Origin of the sequence: Bacillus sp. SIMBA_154, assembly GCF_046536015.1 — a bacterium.
Lineage (GTDB): Bacteria > Bacillota > Bacilli > Bacillales > Bacillaceae > Bacillus > Bacillus pumilus_P.
The window spans coordinates 1-13,879 of record NZ_JAWJBV010000029.1 but is presented as its reverse complement, the minus strand read 5'-3'; the positions used below and the strand labels follow the sequence as shown (position 1 = coordinate 13,879).

At 41.4% G+C, this 13,879-nt stretch carries 23 protein-coding genes and 1 pseudogene; all 24 read right to left on the bottom strand.

All coding sequences use genetic code 11. The annotated features are described in order from the left end of the window. Window positions 1–215, bottom strand: a pseudogene (locus R0K30_RS20365) (hypothetical protein); the annotation flags it as partial. Beyond that, window positions 212–1,741: a phage portal protein gene (locus tag R0K30_RS20360; RefSeq protein WP_410612530.1), complete on the bottom strand. Its 1,530-nt coding sequence runs from the start codon at window positions 1,739–1,741 to the stop codon at window positions 212–214. The gene R0K30_RS20360 and the pseudogene R0K30_RS20365, both read right to left, overlap by 4 nt. Continuing rightward, window positions 1,738–3,042: a PBSX family phage terminase large subunit gene (locus R0K30_RS20355; protein ID WP_410612532.1), complete on the bottom strand. Its 1,305-nt coding sequence runs from the start codon at window positions 3,040–3,042 to the stop codon at window positions 1,738–1,740. Before R0K30_RS20355 ends, R0K30_RS20360 begins: the two co-directional genes overlap by 4 nt. A gap of 11 nt (window positions 3,043–3,053) precedes the next feature. Then, window positions 3,054–3,938, bottom strand: a complete 885-nt coding sequence (terS, locus tag R0K30_RS20350; protein WP_410612528.1) for a phage terminase small subunit — start codon at window positions 3,936–3,938, stop codon at window positions 3,054–3,056. A 46-nt stretch (window positions 3,939–3,984) separates the two neighbouring features. Beyond that, entirely contained in the window at window positions 3,985–4,233 is a 249-nt protein-coding gene (locus R0K30_RS20345; RefSeq protein WP_410612526.1) for a hypothetical protein, read from the bottom strand. Between the two features lie 137 nt (window positions 4,234–4,370). Continuing rightward, window positions 4,371–5,651 carry a site-specific DNA-methyltransferase gene (locus R0K30_RS20340; RefSeq protein ID WP_410612524.1) on the bottom strand — a complete coding sequence of 427 codons (1,281 nt, stop codon included), beginning with the start codon at window positions 5,649–5,651 and terminating at the stop codon, window positions 4,371–4,373. Between the two features lie 32 nt (window positions 5,652–5,683). Then, on the bottom strand, window positions 5,684–6,706 hold the full coding sequence (locus R0K30_RS20335) for a DNA cytosine methyltransferase (RefSeq protein ID WP_410612522.1): 1,023 nt from the start codon (window positions 6,704–6,706) through the stop codon (window positions 5,684–5,686). A gap of 8 nt (window positions 6,707–6,714) precedes the next feature. Beyond that, window positions 6,715–7,233: a ParB N-terminal domain-containing protein gene (locus tag R0K30_RS20330; RefSeq protein WP_410612520.1), complete on the bottom strand. Its 519-nt coding sequence runs from the start codon at window positions 7,231–7,233 to the stop codon at window positions 6,715–6,717. 54 nt (window positions 7,234–7,287) lie between these two features. After that, window positions 7,288–7,632 (bottom strand): structural protein, encoded by a 345-nt coding sequence (locus tag R0K30_RS20325; protein ID WP_410612518.1) that lies wholly within the window; start codon window positions 7,630–7,632, stop codon window positions 7,288–7,290. A gap of 91 nt (window positions 7,633–7,723) precedes the next feature. Beyond that, window positions 7,724–7,906, bottom strand: a complete 183-nt coding sequence (locus R0K30_RS20320; protein WP_410612516.1) for a hypothetical protein — start codon at window positions 7,904–7,906, stop codon at window positions 7,724–7,726. A 469-nt stretch (window positions 7,907–8,375) separates the two neighbouring features. Then, entirely contained in the window at window positions 8,376–8,759 is a 384-nt protein-coding gene (locus R0K30_RS20315) for an ArpU family phage packaging/lysis transcriptional regulator (protein WP_410612514.1), read from the bottom strand. Between the two features lie 82 nt (window positions 8,760–8,841). Next, on the bottom strand, window positions 8,842–9,027 hold the full coding sequence (locus R0K30_RS20310) for a hypothetical protein (RefSeq protein WP_148942643.1): 186 nt from the start codon (window positions 9,025–9,027) through the stop codon (window positions 8,842–8,844). Between the two features lie 184 nt (window positions 9,028–9,211). After that, window positions 9,212–9,433 (bottom strand): hypothetical protein, encoded by a 222-nt coding sequence (locus R0K30_RS20305; RefSeq protein ID WP_410612512.1) that lies wholly within the window; start codon window positions 9,431–9,433, stop codon window positions 9,212–9,214. After that, window positions 9,430–10,035: an HNH endonuclease signature motif containing protein gene (locus tag R0K30_RS20300; protein ID WP_410612510.1), complete on the bottom strand. Its 606-nt coding sequence runs from the start codon at window positions 10,033–10,035 to the stop codon at window positions 9,430–9,432. The genes R0K30_RS20305 and R0K30_RS20300 overlap by 4 nt, the downstream gene beginning before the upstream one ends. A gap of 2 nt (window positions 10,036–10,037) precedes the next feature. After that, window positions 10,038–10,268 (bottom strand): hypothetical protein, encoded by a 231-nt coding sequence (locus tag R0K30_RS20295; protein ID WP_283924341.1) that lies wholly within the window; start codon window positions 10,266–10,268, stop codon window positions 10,038–10,040. Window positions 10,269–10,270: 2 nt separating this feature from the next. Beyond that, window positions 10,271–10,615, bottom strand: a complete 345-nt coding sequence (locus R0K30_RS20290) for a hypothetical protein (RefSeq protein ID WP_410612508.1) — start codon at window positions 10,613–10,615, stop codon at window positions 10,271–10,273. Beyond that, window positions 10,615–10,908, bottom strand: coding sequence for a hypothetical protein (locus R0K30_RS20285; RefSeq protein ID WP_410612506.1), 294 nt, complete (start codon window positions 10,906–10,908; stop codon window positions 10,615–10,617). The genes R0K30_RS20290 and R0K30_RS20285 overlap by 1 nt, the downstream gene beginning before the upstream one ends. Further along, window positions 10,908–11,216 carry a hypothetical protein gene (locus R0K30_RS20280; protein ID WP_410612504.1) on the bottom strand — a complete coding sequence of 103 codons (309 nt, stop codon included), beginning with the start codon at window positions 11,214–11,216 and terminating at the stop codon, window positions 10,908–10,910. Before R0K30_RS20280 ends, R0K30_RS20285 begins: the two co-directional genes overlap by 1 nt. A 234-nt stretch (window positions 11,217–11,450) precedes the next feature. Beyond that, window positions 11,451–11,651: a DUF6877 family protein gene (locus tag R0K30_RS20275; RefSeq protein WP_268500949.1), complete on the bottom strand. Its 201-nt coding sequence runs from the start codon at window positions 11,649–11,651 to the stop codon at window positions 11,451–11,453. A 208-nt stretch (window positions 11,652–11,859) separates the two neighbouring features. Then, entirely contained in the window at window positions 11,860–12,084 is a 225-nt protein-coding gene (locus tag R0K30_RS20270) for a hypothetical protein (protein WP_268500948.1), read from the bottom strand. Between the two features lie 32 nt (window positions 12,085–12,116). After that, the gene (locus tag R0K30_RS20265; RefSeq protein ID WP_061409380.1) at window positions 12,117–12,320 is read right to left on the bottom strand and encodes an XtrA/YqaO family protein; all 204 of its coding nucleotides are present in this window, start codon (window positions 12,318–12,320) and stop codon (window positions 12,117–12,119) included. Between the two features lie 73 nt (window positions 12,321–12,393). Continuing rightward, window positions 12,394–12,675, bottom strand: a complete 282-nt coding sequence (locus R0K30_RS20260; protein ID WP_044139512.1) for a hypothetical protein — start codon at window positions 12,673–12,675, stop codon at window positions 12,394–12,396. A gap of 287 nt (window positions 12,676–12,962) precedes the next feature. Beyond that, window positions 12,963–13,649: a hypothetical protein gene (locus R0K30_RS20255; RefSeq protein WP_410612501.1), complete on the bottom strand. Its 687-nt coding sequence runs from the start codon at window positions 13,647–13,649 to the stop codon at window positions 12,963–12,965. Continuing rightward, window positions 13,637–13,879 (bottom strand): RusA family crossover junction endodeoxyribonuclease (locus R0K30_RS20250; RefSeq protein WP_410612499.1); only part of this gene is annotated, 243 nt, incomplete at its 5' end. The genes R0K30_RS20255 and R0K30_RS20250, both read right to left, overlap by 13 nt.

The following is a 13,879-nucleotide window of genomic DNA, read 5'->3' as shown; positions in this document are numbered from 1 at the left end:
TCCTTGGATATAAAACCATTCAGAGCATTTAAAAACGTCCTGCGTTGCAATCTGAGAAGTTTTGCGGTTGTTTTCTCGTACTCTTCCACCAATGAGGGTATATCCTTCAGTTCAGGGAAATCAGCTACAGCTGCTTCTAGTTCTTCAACTTCATCAGATTCCGCTTTTTGCACAAAGACATTGATGCTTCTAATCAGCTGATCGACCTTGCTCATTTGCGGATCTCCTCCATTACATCTCTAAGGTCCTTGAGGATCGATACCAATTCATTCTGAGAACCTGCTGACTTCTGAAGAACCGTATCAAGCAAGCTAGTTGATGCCTTTGGCTTCGCCTCAATTGGTCGGTGATATTCTTCCTCTGGCCATTCTTCTAATGTTTTCCCAAGAATACGCCCAGCCAGATCACGCAGGTCATTCGGTGAAACCGCTCCTGCTTGAATAAACGGTGTAAGAACCTTTGCAATTTCGAGCGGATCACGAAAGTCTGGACCATTTAAAATGATACGCACATGCCAGAGATCAAGATCAGGAAGAAAGAGTGTATTGAGCTTGCCAGTGATGATCATTCTCTCTGGCTGAAATACCTGTTCCTCTGTCGTCTTACGAGCGGTGTCAGCTGTCGCCTTGTTATAATCCTGTGATTCGCCTGTGTAGATCGGCGGCAGACGGAAAGAAGATCGTATCTTGTTTCTCGTCTTCTCGTCGTATTCAAGAAACAACGCATCCTCCTGGAGAATCTCGGCCAGTGATTTTATTTCAACTTTAACAGGTGCTGGGTCTTCGTCATTGCTTACTTCGTCCTTTTTCTTTTTCGGAATCCCTTCGACTTCAAGCAAAAGGAATTTATGTGCATTGTCTGAACCTTCGATGCCATTCATGTACTCTTGCAGCTGTTCGTATGATGCTTCAGATAGCATTCCATTCTCTACAGTAATTGCAGCCGGCACATGCCGCCCTTGTTTAAAGTACAGATAGTTCAGTTCTTCAGCTTTACGGGCACCGTACATATTGACGATGTTACCAATCCAACGAGGAACACCATATGTACCGCTGCCGATCTTGAAATGAATGACTTCGCTTGCTACAAGATTAGAAGGAGTTTCATCACTATATTCTCCTGTAGCAGAGTTCATTGTTCTTGGATCGCCGTACTCTTTGAAGAATACTTTTTTAGTATTGATCTTCTGAACATACTTCCTGAATCTCTTCTTTCGCTTCAATGACTTCACTTTGCCATGATCTGTATACTTGAAATCGACCTCAACGGGATCGCCTATCTTACATATTCGCATGTGCTGAGCATCTAAGTATTCGATTCCTGCTGGTTGCCCTGTACCATTACGCAACACTTCAAGAAAGCCATTCCCTGTCCGCTCCCGATCTTCTATCACATACCCTAGAACCACTTCGGCTGATTCATCATAGTTCATGTATCGCACAAGCTCCTCAAGCCTCGTCCATTCTTTTTCAGCAGCGGCTTTCTTTTGTTCTGGCGCATTCTCGGCATTGAAGTCAAAGACGTATTCAATTCCCAAGCCGAACCCTAGAATATTTGTTTTATATGCATCTATACATTGCTGAAGAATGGTAGAATACTCGGCTATTTGTTTGAGCTCTTTGATATTGTATGGCGGTTCGATCAATCCATCAGTCTCATAGTTAAAATTATCATCATGAATTTGTTTCGTAGTTTGAGAGATGTCTGCTTTAAACACAGTAGCTTTCACATGTTTTGTCATTGCCTTCTCATTGACCCCCTTTCTCTGTTCGGACGCTTACGCTCTTTAGGCTGCTCTTTTAGATCGGTGACCTCATAATCATCTAGCGCATACCAGATGGCTGAAAAGGTATGAGGATCAATCTTAAACTCGTCCTCTATGATATTGCCATTCTTGTCCGTCTTATACGTGAGCGGCTGAAGCTCATAGATTGTGTTTTTGCATGAGTCAGAACAAATGATTTTTTTGAACCGCTTGATCTTCTTGGTGTACTGCAAACGTGATCCCTGGAACTTATGAGCGGCCACCATGTTGTATCCCATCTTGCGGAAATATGCGATTGTCTTCTGTTCATTATCAGCCTTGATCAGCTCTTTTGTTTCGACAAACTCTTTCAAATCCTCAACCGTGACATCATCAGTCTTGCCACGATCGTAATACTCCCAATAGATATATAGATACTTCTTCTCGTGATCTACAGCCAACCTTACAACAGCGTTATATGAATCAACGAAACCAAAGTCCATGCCCGCTCTAAGTAAAGGACGATTGATATTGGCGATGGCCAGCATGACATCTTCATGCGGCTTCACCTCGAATTGTGGAAGGACGCGAATTCCGTTAATGCCAAAATGACCTTTTCGGGCAATGCGATAAAGGTCGGGATCATATTCTTTTAGTTCGTCCAACTGCTTCACATAGCTTTTAGGCAGAAATAGATTGTCTTCTGCTGTTGAGTGGTGATAATACGTATCGTTTATGACGATAGTTCGTTCTTTGTATAACCTTTCATCATCCAGGATAAAGCGGTTGTTCTGATCGTCCTTAAAGAAGTGACGGTATGTCCAATTATCCTGCCCGACAGGGTTCGTTGATAGGATCATGTGCAGCTGTAACGTTGGATGACGCAAACGACCAAGCAGCTCCTTGAATCCCTCGTACTTAACCTCGGAACATTCCTCAATCCATATGATCGAGATGTTGTTGATCGACTTCAGCTTGGCTGGCTTGTCCAAGCCTTTGAAGATGATCCGGCTGCCGTTATGAAATTTAAGCATGAGCGGTGATGTCCGGCATTGAATGACATGATCGAGTCCAAGATCATTCACGATCTCTTCAAATAAAGAAAACGTGGAATCTCTGTGCGTGTCGTAGACTTCACGTATCACAAGAGCTGTTCGCTTTTCATCTAGCAGCTTTAGAATGAGCTTCAGGGCAATATGATAACTCTTAGATGAACCGTAACCACCCACTAAGAACTGAAACTTCTGATCCCAGTCAAAAAGAAAGTTCTCAAAATGTGGATTAACTTCCTTCTCCATCATGTGAACCATCAGCCATCACCTTTATTCTTTGCTCGCTTAATCGTTATCTGTACAGAGTCATCAACAGGACGTGCGGTGATCCGCTCCAGCTCTGCTTCTCTCGTTCGGTTTGCAAGATCGAGACCACGAAGCCTCAATTCATGCTCTGACATAGTTTTCATTATGTCGTGTTTCTGCCTAATGGCTTTAAGACGCTTGTCTGTTACTCGCGTCAATGCTTCCTCTATTTCAAGGATGCGGTCAATCACAGGTAATTGAGTTTCTTCCACCTCAGTGACTACAAGACGTTCATTGATAATTGGAACGTATTTTACAACACCATTCTCACTTGTCGAAGGTGCGACATCTTTTGTTTTCCTAAGTTGCTGTAGTACACGTCTTTGATTATCAGTTAAACCATTTTCATACTTCATAATTCTATGCATCATACGCCGCTCTCGAATACTAAGCTCACGTATGGTCAATTCAATTTGATAGAGCGGATCGGTCTCAATCTGCTCAAAGAGTTCCTTTTCTGTTTCGTCCATATAATCAAACATGATAGATTCATATTCACCTGTCCGCACAGAATTTCTGTTTCCTTTTGGAGCACCACCAGTATTCCCTTTAGCGTTTTGGTTACCTGGCGGTGCTTTCCCACCTTTATTGCCTTTAGCGTTTTTACTCCCTTTTGGAGCACCAGGGCGTTTAGTAACGTTACCATTGGTTTTTTCTTTCGGTTTAGTAACGTTACCATTCAATTTCTCATCCCAAGAGTCTTGGTTCTTCCATTTGCGGATAAGCGATTGTGAACACTCTAATTCTTCAGCAATGTCTTTCAGCAAACGGGTTCCGTTGCTTTCTTTCCACAATTGGAATGCCTGATCTCTTTTGGGATTTCGCGGTCTAGCCATTACATATCACCCACCTCCGAGCTGTTGAATTAAGTTTGAGTTGTTTTCAAATTTCATCATTTTTCAGCAGGTACATTTCTAATTCAATGAGCTTCTTCAAGTCTTCCACAGTAGTCAACTTTATGTTTCCTGCTTTGAAATCTCTGACCCATTGAGCAATACCCGCCTGCGTGATCTTTCTTAAATTTGCAGTGGCTTTCTCTATGTCTTCAGCTTGTTCAGCCTGTAGTAAAAGCAGTATTTCTTCTCTTTCTTCATCATAACGAGAACAAATGTTCTTATTTTCTCTTGTCATACTCCCTGTCCTCCATTACAATATGGTTTAAGAGCGTGATATTTTCCCACAAACGCGGCCGCGTCTTGATCACGCTCTTAGGCAGGGAGTTTCTTTCTTTGCCTTTGAAAGGGAGGGTGTTGTCAGCACCCTCTTTTTTATTGCAATGAATCGACCAGCTCTGGAGCGATACCTGTAAATTCTGTGAAACGTTTTTTTATAACATCACAGAAGTATGGATCGAGCTCTAATAAGAAAGCCTCTCTATCTGTTTGCTCACATGTCATAAGAGTTGACCCGCTTCCCCCAAAGAAATCTACCACCCTATCACCTTTTTTACTGCTGTTGCTCAATGGAATGTTTATAAGCTCAAGTGGTTTTTGTGTTGGATGTACATATTTTGATATGTCACCACGCGAAACCTCCCAGACAGTTGCAGGACCAGTTTCTTCTGTCAAATCCGTTCTCCAAACTGTGACTTGTTTTTTGTCACCGTACCAATGAGGTGAACATTTCTTTTTGAATGCATAGAAAACAGGCTCGTGCATATATCGATATTGGCCCCACCCAAATGTAGCTGAATTTTTCACCCAAATACATTGCGACCTTACTTCTATACCAGCGTTCAACATTTCTGTTTCAAAATTCAATTGATAGGTAGGTGAGTGAAATACGTAAATGGCCGCTTTTTCATTCATGATCCTAGAATAATTCAGGAATGTATCTCTTAAAAAAATATCGAACTGTTCATCATCCATTGAATCATTCATGATTGTTGCATGACCATCCTCGTTTAACTTCTTACTATTACTTTTCACAGCGACATTATAAGGTGGATCAGTAATAACTAGATCGGCTTTATACCCTGACATTAAACGATCAACGTCATCAGCTTTTGTGGCATCACCGCACACTAAGGTGTGGCGGCCAAGCCGCCACACCTCTCCATACTTTGTTTCAGGCTCACTGATTTGAGATAAAGCTTCAGAAACATCGAAGTCATCATCTTCTACAACTGTATTACCGTTGTCTACAGACAGGTTTTCTAGCAGCTCCTCATATTCTTCTTGAGAATATCCGATGATGTTTGTATCAAAATTGTTTTCCTTCAACTCTGATAAAAGAGCCTCTAGTTTTTCCTCGTCCCAATCGCCTTCAATTTTGTTTAATGCAATATTGAGCGCCTTTTCTTCTTTTTCGTTCAAAGAAACCACAGACACTTTGATTTCAGTCGGGTTCGATTCTAATAAAATTTTGAACCTTTGATGTCCACCTACTAAATTACCTGTCTTCTCGTTCCAGATGAGCGGATCAATATATCCGAAATGCTCTATCGATGCCTTCAACTCTTCATATGCTTTGTCTCCTGGTTTCAAATCAACACGTGGATGATAGGCAGCGGGATTTATTCGACTGACGGGTATATCTTTTATGATCAATTGAAAACACCTCTTGTATTATTTCTTGTTGTTTACTTAAACCATTGCAAATGTATCTGTTCCGAGATCCGTTTCATCATCACAGGAGGGACGCTCATGCCACAGACATACTGCGTTGATGCATCCATAAAGTCATAATCCAACGGAAAAGATTGCATAAGAATAATATCCCTTTTGGAGATGTAATATGGTTCGTCGTATCTAATAAAGACCGAACCACTTGCAAGTGTTGGCGGAACTAAACTGTTTTTCACTAATACTGTATTGAAATTCCGCTCTTTACCTTCTGTTCGTTTAGTGATATCCCCAATGTTGCCATCGGACGGCCGCCGCTTAATCCATCTTTTATACGTTTTACTCGATTCATTCAGCCTTGATCCATGTCCACTTCTAAACTCTCCATATGTGATCGGTGGATCATTGAAATCCAATTTTAATGGTGGAAGGCTCAGGTCCTTTCTACGGCCAATAAAAAAGACCCGCTCTCTTCTTTGCGGGACTCCCATTGTGGCAGCGTTCAATAGGAACAGCTGAACGTCATACCCTATTTCTTTTGCACGCTCTATGACAAGTTTCACATATCCTTTTGCTTTTCCTTTGATCATGCCGCTTACGTTCTCAGCCACAAAGGTTTTAGGCTGCAAACGTTCCACAGCGTCCAGGTAATGAAAGAACAGATCGTCTAGTTTTTGGACAGCTTGTCCCTCTCTGAACGCCTTTTCTCTTCCCCAATCCTCTTCCCTTTTACCTGCAGTTGAAAATACGCTGCATGGTGGTGATCCATCGAACACATCAAGATTCATGAGTTCTTCAGGAAGATCAGATAGCGGGATCTGGTTAAACTCTCGAATGTCCATGAGATAAGGATATTCCGGTTTGTGATTCTTTTTATAGATTTTCATCATCTGCGGATCGATCTCGCAGTTTCCCAGCAATTCAAACCCTGCTAATTTGTAGCCCATTGAGGAGCCACCACCGCACGAGAATGTACTGAACACTTTCAGCCCGTTAGAAGGGATGTTTTTTAGATCACTCAATTTCCATCTATAGTTCATGTTGTCACCTACTCATTGTATGAAAAACCGCATTTAGGACACGTATGTTCAAATTGATCATCCCCAAAGTCATCTAAGTCAATTTCTTTACTTTCAGATACAGTTCCACCTTGCCCTGTATGCTCCAGTTGTTGAAGGATATCCTCAAGTTCTGTATCACTGAATCCTGTTGCACTCAGATCATATCCTGATTTCTCTAGTTCCTTAATTAGTTCAGTGAGTTTGTATTCATCCCAATCGCCATCTATCTTATTAAGGGCAATATTTAATGCTTTTTCGTCTTGCTCATTTAGCGATACAACAGATACAAGAATTTCACTTGGATTGTCCTCCATTAATACTTTGAAACGTTGGTGACCTCCTACAAGGTGACCTGTCCGTTCATTCCATACTAAGGGATCAATGTATCCAAATTTTTTTATTGAGTTTTTCAGAGAGTCGTATTCTGGGTCTCCTGGTTGTAGATCAATTCGGGGATTATAAGGTGATGGGTTAATTTTATGTACGGGAATTGTTTTGATATTCATTTCTGTTTCCTCCTATCAAACAAATGATGCCGCCCAGGAGGCGGCATCAACTGCTTACTTGATGTAAAAATCCGATGTGTAGAATGTACCGACAGTTTCAACATGGTTGCCATTCTTGTCGTAGCGCTCTACTTCAACCTTGAATCGATACGTACCTTTTTTGTTACCTAGTGATTCCTTGATATCGAATTCATCGTGCTGTTTCTCTGCTGGGTTAAGCGGGTTAGGTGAATTCGTTTTGATTGTGACCCATTTCCCTGCAACTTTTCGTTGAGGTATAAGGTTTGGACCACAAATGTAATCATTGTGATTTTGAACCGCAACAACCACGACCTTGTCCTTTCCTAAAATATGATTCGCTTTTTTCGGATTAGCAGATACACCAAACTTTGATGCCATGCTCATCATCTCCCTTTTTATATTTTTGCGCTCCTATCCCTCACCAAAGCACCTGCAGCCATACACCCAAAAGACGACTGTTCCCATCAAATCAGCGTTTTCTTCGGACCCGGCCGCCTTGTCTTTGATACGTATCTCGTCTCGTTCCCATGATCTCTTCCCAATCTCGCTTTGTTATTGGATCAGCATCGTTCTCCTTCTTTCTATTAGAACCAGGAGCAATGCTTTTAAATTGCTTTAATGTCTCTTTAGAAACAGAATCCCTGATCTTCATTTCACTCGCTCCTTGCCGAATTAGCACCACCTTACGCTATTCGCTTAAATAGATTTTGATAGTTTTTGAATGATGACTACACTCCGAGAGGATGCCAAGTACAGTTCATCATCATAAAATGAAAAACTGTCCTCGATACGGCCGCCGCAGACCAGCTGCTATCCAGGCTCAGAATGTCCCTCTCGTATGGCCACATTCCTCAACACCTTTGTTCCGTATCCAGATACGCCATTGATAAGGGAAAGACGCGTCTCCCAATAAAAAAAGCGGACACCAATCAAGGCACTTAAAGTGCTCAATGATCAGCGTCCGCAGGTTCTTCCTTCTGGACAAAATATTCACGTTCGTTTTGCTTGTCTCTATCATACGATGATCCACTTAGGAAAAAAGGTCCCCTTTTTATCCCCCTTTTTGTCGGCTTTTTCTCGGTTTTTTGTCGGCTTTTTCTTGGAAATGCAAAAAACAGCACTCATATGATTCCGAGTGCTGTCGAAAGGTTAAATGTCGCTTGCTTCTTCAATTTATAATACCGGTCTTTCTTCAGACCCAGTTCTTCACACACCTCCAAATCCTTCACCACTCGCGGTGTAAGGTATTTCATCCGGATGATGTCTTGCTCTATTTCGTCTAGGCTGTTTTCTAGCGCTCTTTCTATCTGCCGGACCTTCAGTTCATTTAAAACTTCCTGGTTCCTGAGAGAAGGAAAAAGGCCTGTTGCGCCGTTTGCCTCCTGTTCCTTTCTGTTTTCTTCCTTCACCTTCAGGGCTCTATAAACCTTCAGCTCCTTGATCAGAGCATTTCTTACGTTTTTCTCATCGATCCCTGGCAGTAAACACATTTGTTCAGCTCCCATATTTCTCGACCTCCTCCTATAAACAATGAAAGACATAGACCAGGGCAATTTTGCACCGATCTATGTCGTTTGATTTATTCTTCTATTCACTGTGACGAGCTAATGAGTCCACATGCTCGATATAACCTTTATCGATCCAAGAGCTATGAGGATGATATTCTGTGTCTCCCTCTCTCATGTAAGCGGTATGAACAGGTGTGCCAGCCTTTCGATCAGGATGTTTCTTTTCTGTTAGTTTAGTCCATACCCAATTATTTTGTTTTTTCATTTCCTCACCTCGAATGACGGCGTGTAGATATGCCCTTTGACGCCTGTCCAATTTTTATATTTATAGATTGTCATCTTAATACGGTGCGTGCCGGATGTGTGATTGACCGTGTAAAACTCCTTTGCTGGCGTGGCTCTCTTAAATGACCCAACTAGACTAAAGCGCTGATCTTTCCATTTGCCGCTCACCTTTTTTTGTAGCGTGAAGCGGTAATAGACCGTTTCACTTCCTGTTTTACGTGCTGTGACATCAATGCTTCGGGCTTTGGCTTGTACGAATTGGCATCGGTTGATACGCTGATTGTGTGTCCGGCCACTGTTTTATATCCGCTCGTTACTGCTGCGGCTGACGGCGCAAAAAGCACCGCAGCCACAATAATAGTTAGTGTGATTAGTAGTTTCTTCATTGTTTACTCTCCCTTTTTAATTCGCCAATTTTAGAATATATAGCTGCCATCACTATGCCTGTTTTAGTGATTTCAGGATCATTAGCAATTAACTTATTTTGGTTTAACCTTGCTAATTGCTGTCTAGTGATGAGTTGCAAATTGTCTAGTTTTACATTGAGCTTGTTCCCGTCTAAAAATATTAAACAATGGCCACTTGAGATTGGTCCGTTTTCTTCTTCCCAAATCACCTTATGTTTATGTTTCCATCGTTTTTGCGAAGGTCCATCATCAGACACCTTGATCAATATATAGCCGTCTCGATCAACTCTTTCATAACCTACAGGCTTGTAATTTGAAGGCTTGTGTCCTGGTTTGAAAGATGTTTTATTTCCGCCAACATTATAAAGCCCTTTTGTCCCTTTATTGAGCGGCACATGCCCCTTGGGGAAATAACCATTTAAACCGCTAGAGACTTTACGATTATACTTCCATCTCTTTACTTGTTGCTTAGTAACATTCAAACCAAACTTCTGATTGATCAAATCTGTTAATTCTTGATTGAGTAAACCTGCAGCATGTGAACGGATGAAGAATTCTTGTTCTTCAGTGAATAACCTCACCTTTATCCCTCCAGCATTTTCGGTTTCTCAAGATCTTTTGATTTGTATTCTGTATGAAATTTTTGCGCTTGTAATACTAGTGCTCCATTAGAAATTATGCGATTGGCCACATCAGTAACAGCTTTAGATCGTTCAATTTCTTCTTGAAGTTCCTCACCGTTTAAGTCTTCGTCACTCAACCGTTCAAGCTGCGCAAATAAATGGTTATTTAAGTCCCCTAATGTATTTCTCATCTTCATTCTCCTTCCGCTTCTTTTTTCAACTCGTGTCCTAGTTCTACAGCTATGTTATAAATAGTGCGTGCATATGAATCATATTGTAGTGATAATTGATCATTTCTCTGCGCTGTTTCGCGTTTTAATAAAAGAAAACTGTCATAACGCATTTGCAATATTTGCTCTTGCCTCTTTTGCAATTCGTGGATATTTCGTACTAAACATTCGACAACATAGTCTGGAGAAACCACAATTTCAAAATCACTATCAACTCCAGGGGGTTTTGTGGCATAACCCCCTTCGCTGTTACGTTTGATTATTTCACCTGTTGGTAGGGTTGCTTGAAATTCTTTATTTTTGGTCATCATGCTCTCTCCTTGCTTTGCTGCCTAATGTCCATTTCTGTCATTCCACAGTCTACACAGTATTCAAATTCAGGTATCTGCAAATGATCTTCTCCCAATGGTGGAATATAGCTCATTTCCATGTGTTTATGATCACACGATTCCTGAAATTTCTTATGTTCACTCTCCGCTTCTCTCTGCCTAACAACAGAACAATACTTAGTTTCATGTAACTTGGCTCCATGCGGAGTGAGAAGGCGTTTCCCACAGAGTTCACATTGATAGAGCGTTTGATTGTCTAATATTTTCGCCATCAATATTCCTCCTCATGTCTTGCCTTGATCCTTTCAAATTCTTCGATTGTATAATCTACATGAAAAGGATCGTAACAGTTTTTGAGATCGTTAATATCAAGAGGAGCATTGTGTTGAGACACAAGGTTGTAAAAATCGGTTAAATCTTGATCACTTGGCTTCTCACGATCTTTTCTAATGAGACACAACGCATCTGTAATTTCTTTTACATCTCCGTTAGGATCGGTTAAATCCATAAAATCAGGTCCATAGCTTAGGTAGCGTTCAGTATGTTTATTTTTAAATACAATCGCTGGCACAGTTTTCATATCAGAGGCCCTCCTGCAAATCTTGTATATCGCCTTGATAAAACGTGTTTTGCTTAATGACTTCAAAAATAATTGGCCGTTCTCCTAAGTGAGTACAAGACCCATATATATTAATTAATGCGTTTCGCATTTCGTCCTCACTAGGATAGTGATCCCATCCTCCCAAAAGTCTTATGCCTTGTACGTTTAAATAAAAAATGCTTCTCAGTTTCATAAGAATCTTCCTCTCTTTTTTCATTCTGCTTGCTTTGCCTGTTGATCAAATTGGCGCAGCAGCTCATCTTTAATTGTTTCAGCTTTTTTCTTTTGCGCTTTGATGTAAGGGCTGTTGATGCGATCACCAGACAGTACAGCATCTCCTATGCGTTGTTTGATATCATCCAGCGCCATCCAAAGCCCTTCATATGACATGTTTTCAGATGGTTTAAACTCCATATGTTCCTCCCTCAGAACAGTGTCAGCTGTTCCTGGTGTTGTTCTTTTTGCTTTATTAAAAAATGCCTGGCTTCAAACGCTCCATAGTATGAGCCAGGACGATCAAACTTTGATACATAATAATGAGCGGCACCGAGAGGAAAGAGAAAGTATTCTACGCCCTTTACTAGCGGTGTAAACTCATCAGTGAGACATATACCCTTCAAGGTCATGCCACGCTTTCCCATGGCAACCGCTCTACCCTTTTCATACTTCCAGCACAGCCGACTCGACCGATATTACGGCGTGCTGCTTGATAGGTAGGGTACGTGTCATGCTCACTCCATTTATCATCTGTTAGCATCTCAGATCGCCAATAGGCAACGTACCCGCTCGCTGTATTGACGATACAAAATTCAGCAAATGGTGATTTTGAATACCAGATTTCTTTCATTTTGACTGCCTCCCTGCAGGAGGAAGCTCCTGCTATTTTATTTTGTGTGAACTGCTGCAATTTAAATTTGTGAACTGGCCATCACGTGTCGTGATCTCCATCTTTCCGTACATCGGTGTTTCCGCCAAGAACACTTCGTTGGAATGGCCGTCTAGGATAATGACTTTAACTTCTCCTTTTTCAAAAAGCTGATCAATTGAGATGTTAGAGTCTATATGTTTGTAAGGATTATTCATGCGCACAAGGCCTCCCATGTTATAATGAATTGTCGAGATTCATTAGAGCCGGAGCCTTGTGCTTTGGTTCTTTTTATTTGCTCTGGAGAGCTTGCAAATCACGTACACACATTCTAAATAGGTGTTCATCCTTTATGTCTAAGGACAAGTCGATCAAAGCCTTCAGATCAGATTCAGTAAGAGCATCATCCAAGTTTTTAGCCCAATGTTTAGGAACAGCTGTAGACTTTCCTTTAAGCGGCTTCACTAAAATATTTTTGTCAGTAACTTTAAGTACGTAACCAGATATATGAAACATTCTCCGTGCAACTTCACCCAAAGCTTCCACCCAATCGCCTTCTACAATCTGTTTCATTTCCTGAAGCTCCTTCCGCATTTAGTGCAAATTGGACCGTTAAAAACCCGAGTGCTAAAATCCAGCCAATAACCACGTTGCACCGAAACTATGTTTATACATTTGAAGCAAAAGAAGTGTTTATGATTGAAGAAAAACTTGATTTTATTAATCATCTGACTATCCTCCATCCTTTCCTGATCCGACTGAGCAGTTCATATTTTTTAAGTGGTTCATAGAGGTGAACACGTTGTCCATCCTCTATGCGATAAAGCAGGAACCACCGTTTTGATCGTTTGTGTGCCATCTTAGGCAGCCCCGTCTTCCTCTTCTTTTTGATCATTCCCGTCATAATCGTCTTTCACACTTTGAGAGGAATCTAAATCTACATCAGCTACTTCTTCATCTTTTTGCATCGGCACAGCTTCGTTGGCTTGATCCTCTTTCCAATCCCACCATTTTTCAGCAAGCGGAGCCACTGCAGCTCGGTAGTCATTGATCAGATCGACGATGGCGCCGGATGACATCTCAAGCTCAGTAGCCAACTTGCGGTATGATTCACCTTCAATGCGACGTTTAACGACGCCAGCCATATTCTCAGGGAAATCCTCATGTTCTGGTGCCAGACCTTCTTGGATGAATTGATCCACCACTTCACGTTTAATCTCCATAGGCTTTTCTTCAATTTGTGGTTTTTCTGCAGGTAAGCCCAATTCAGCCTCTAACTGTTCTGGTTCTGGCTCAGCAATGTGGACAACACCGCTCTGATCTACTTGATAATTTACTATAGGTCGCTCAGTGTGAGCGTTGATCTGCACGTTATAGCTGACAACATCGCTCTCAATTTCAACACGCACATCGTTATCAATCATTTCAGCAAGGTTTTGAATGCTGTTTCCTAGATCCTTCGTTGAGATTTCAAGGACCAATTCTGTAACACCCTTAGGCTTGTGATTTACTTTCTTGACTGATCCATCAAAATTTACAAAAGACATATTTGTTCCTCCTCATGGGTTGGTTTGAGAGTTGAGACTTCGACTTCAATTCTCGGTGAACTGCTATAGAATTTGCTTACATGTAGATCGACTATCTGGCTATCATCCTGCCAAATGACTTTATTCAGGCCATCTTTTATCCCTTTGATGTAGTTATCAACATCCGGCTTCTTAGCTGGTCTCAGCTCGCCTCTTTCAGCTTCTGCGGCCTTTTTCTTGCTGAAGCTTTT

What these genes read in the sequence shown, in the direction of transcription:
- R0K30_RS20265 (WP_061409380.1), bottom strand. Translation starts at nt 12,320, where the DNA reads ATGAATAATCCTTACAAACATATAGACTCTAACATCTCAATTGATCAG.
- R0K30_RS20320 (WP_410612516.1), bottom strand. Translation starts at nt 7,906, where the DNA reads ATGAAGATCAGGGATTCTGTTTCTAAAGAGACATTAAAGCAATTTAAA.
- R0K30_RS20310 (WP_148942643.1), bottom strand. Translation starts at nt 9,027, where the DNA reads ATGAAAAAACAAAATAATTGGGTATGGACTAAACTAACAGAAAAGAAA.
- R0K30_RS20255 (WP_410612501.1), bottom strand. Translation starts at nt 13,649, where the DNA reads ATGTCTTTTGTAAATTTTGATGGATCAGTCAAGAAAGTAAATCACAAG.
- R0K30_RS20290 (WP_410612508.1), bottom strand. Translation starts at nt 10,615, where the DNA reads ATGACCAAAAATAAAGAATTTCAAGCAACCCTACCAACAGGTGAAATA.
- terS (WP_410612528.1), bottom strand. Translation starts at nt 3,938, where the DNA reads ATGGCTAGACCGCGAAATCCCAAAAGAGATCAGGCATTCCAATTGTGG.
- R0K30_RS20280 (WP_410612504.1), bottom strand. Translation starts at nt 11,216, where the DNA reads ATGAAAACTGTGCCAGCGATTGTATTTAAAAATAAACATACTGAACGC.
- R0K30_RS20335 (WP_410612522.1), bottom strand. Translation starts at nt 6,706, where the DNA reads ATGAACTATAGATGGAAATTGAGTGATCTAAAAAACATCCCTTCTAAC.
- R0K30_RS20315 (WP_410612514.1), bottom strand. Translation starts at nt 8,759, where the DNA reads ATGGGAGCTGAACAAATGTGTTTACTGCCAGGGATCGATGAGAAAAAC.
- R0K30_RS20285 (WP_410612506.1), bottom strand. Translation starts at nt 10,908, where the DNA reads ATGGCGAAAATATTAGACAATCAAACGCTCTATCAATGTGAACTCTGT.
- R0K30_RS20305 (WP_410612512.1), bottom strand. Translation starts at nt 9,433, where the DNA reads ATGAAGAAACTACTAATCACACTAACTATTATTGTGGCTGCGGTGCTT.
- R0K30_RS20270 (WP_268500948.1), bottom strand. Translation starts at nt 12,084, where the DNA reads ATGAAAGAAATCTGGTATTCAAAATCACCATTTGCTGAATTTTGTATC.
- R0K30_RS20360 (WP_410612530.1), bottom strand. Translation starts at nt 1,741, where the DNA reads ATGACAAAACATGTGAAAGCTACTGTGTTTAAAGCAGACATCTCTCAA.
- R0K30_RS20295 (WP_283924341.1), bottom strand. Translation starts at nt 10,268, where the DNA reads ATGAGAAATACATTAGGGGACTTAAATAACCATTTATTTGCGCAGCTT.
- R0K30_RS20275 (WP_268500949.1), bottom strand. Translation starts at nt 11,651, where the DNA reads ATGGAGTTTAAACCATCTGAAAACATGTCATATGAAGGGCTTTGGATG.
- R0K30_RS20260 (WP_044139512.1), bottom strand. Translation starts at nt 12,675, where the DNA reads ATGAAACAGATTGTAGAAGGCGATTGGGTGGAAGCTTTGGGTGAAGTT.
- R0K30_RS20325 (WP_410612518.1), bottom strand. Translation starts at nt 7,632, where the DNA reads ATGGCATCAAAGTTTGGTGTATCTGCTAATCCGAAAAAAGCGAATCAT.
- R0K30_RS20345 (WP_410612526.1), bottom strand. Translation starts at nt 4,233, where the DNA reads ATGACAAGAGAAAATAAGAACATTTGTTCTCGTTATGATGAAGAAAGA.
- R0K30_RS20355 (WP_410612532.1), bottom strand. Translation starts at nt 3,042, where the DNA reads ATGGAGAAGGAAGTTAATCCACATTTTGAGAACTTTCTTTTTGACTGG.
- R0K30_RS20330 (WP_410612520.1), bottom strand. Translation starts at nt 7,233, where the DNA reads ATGAATATCAAAACAATTCCCGTACATAAAATTAACCCATCACCTTAT.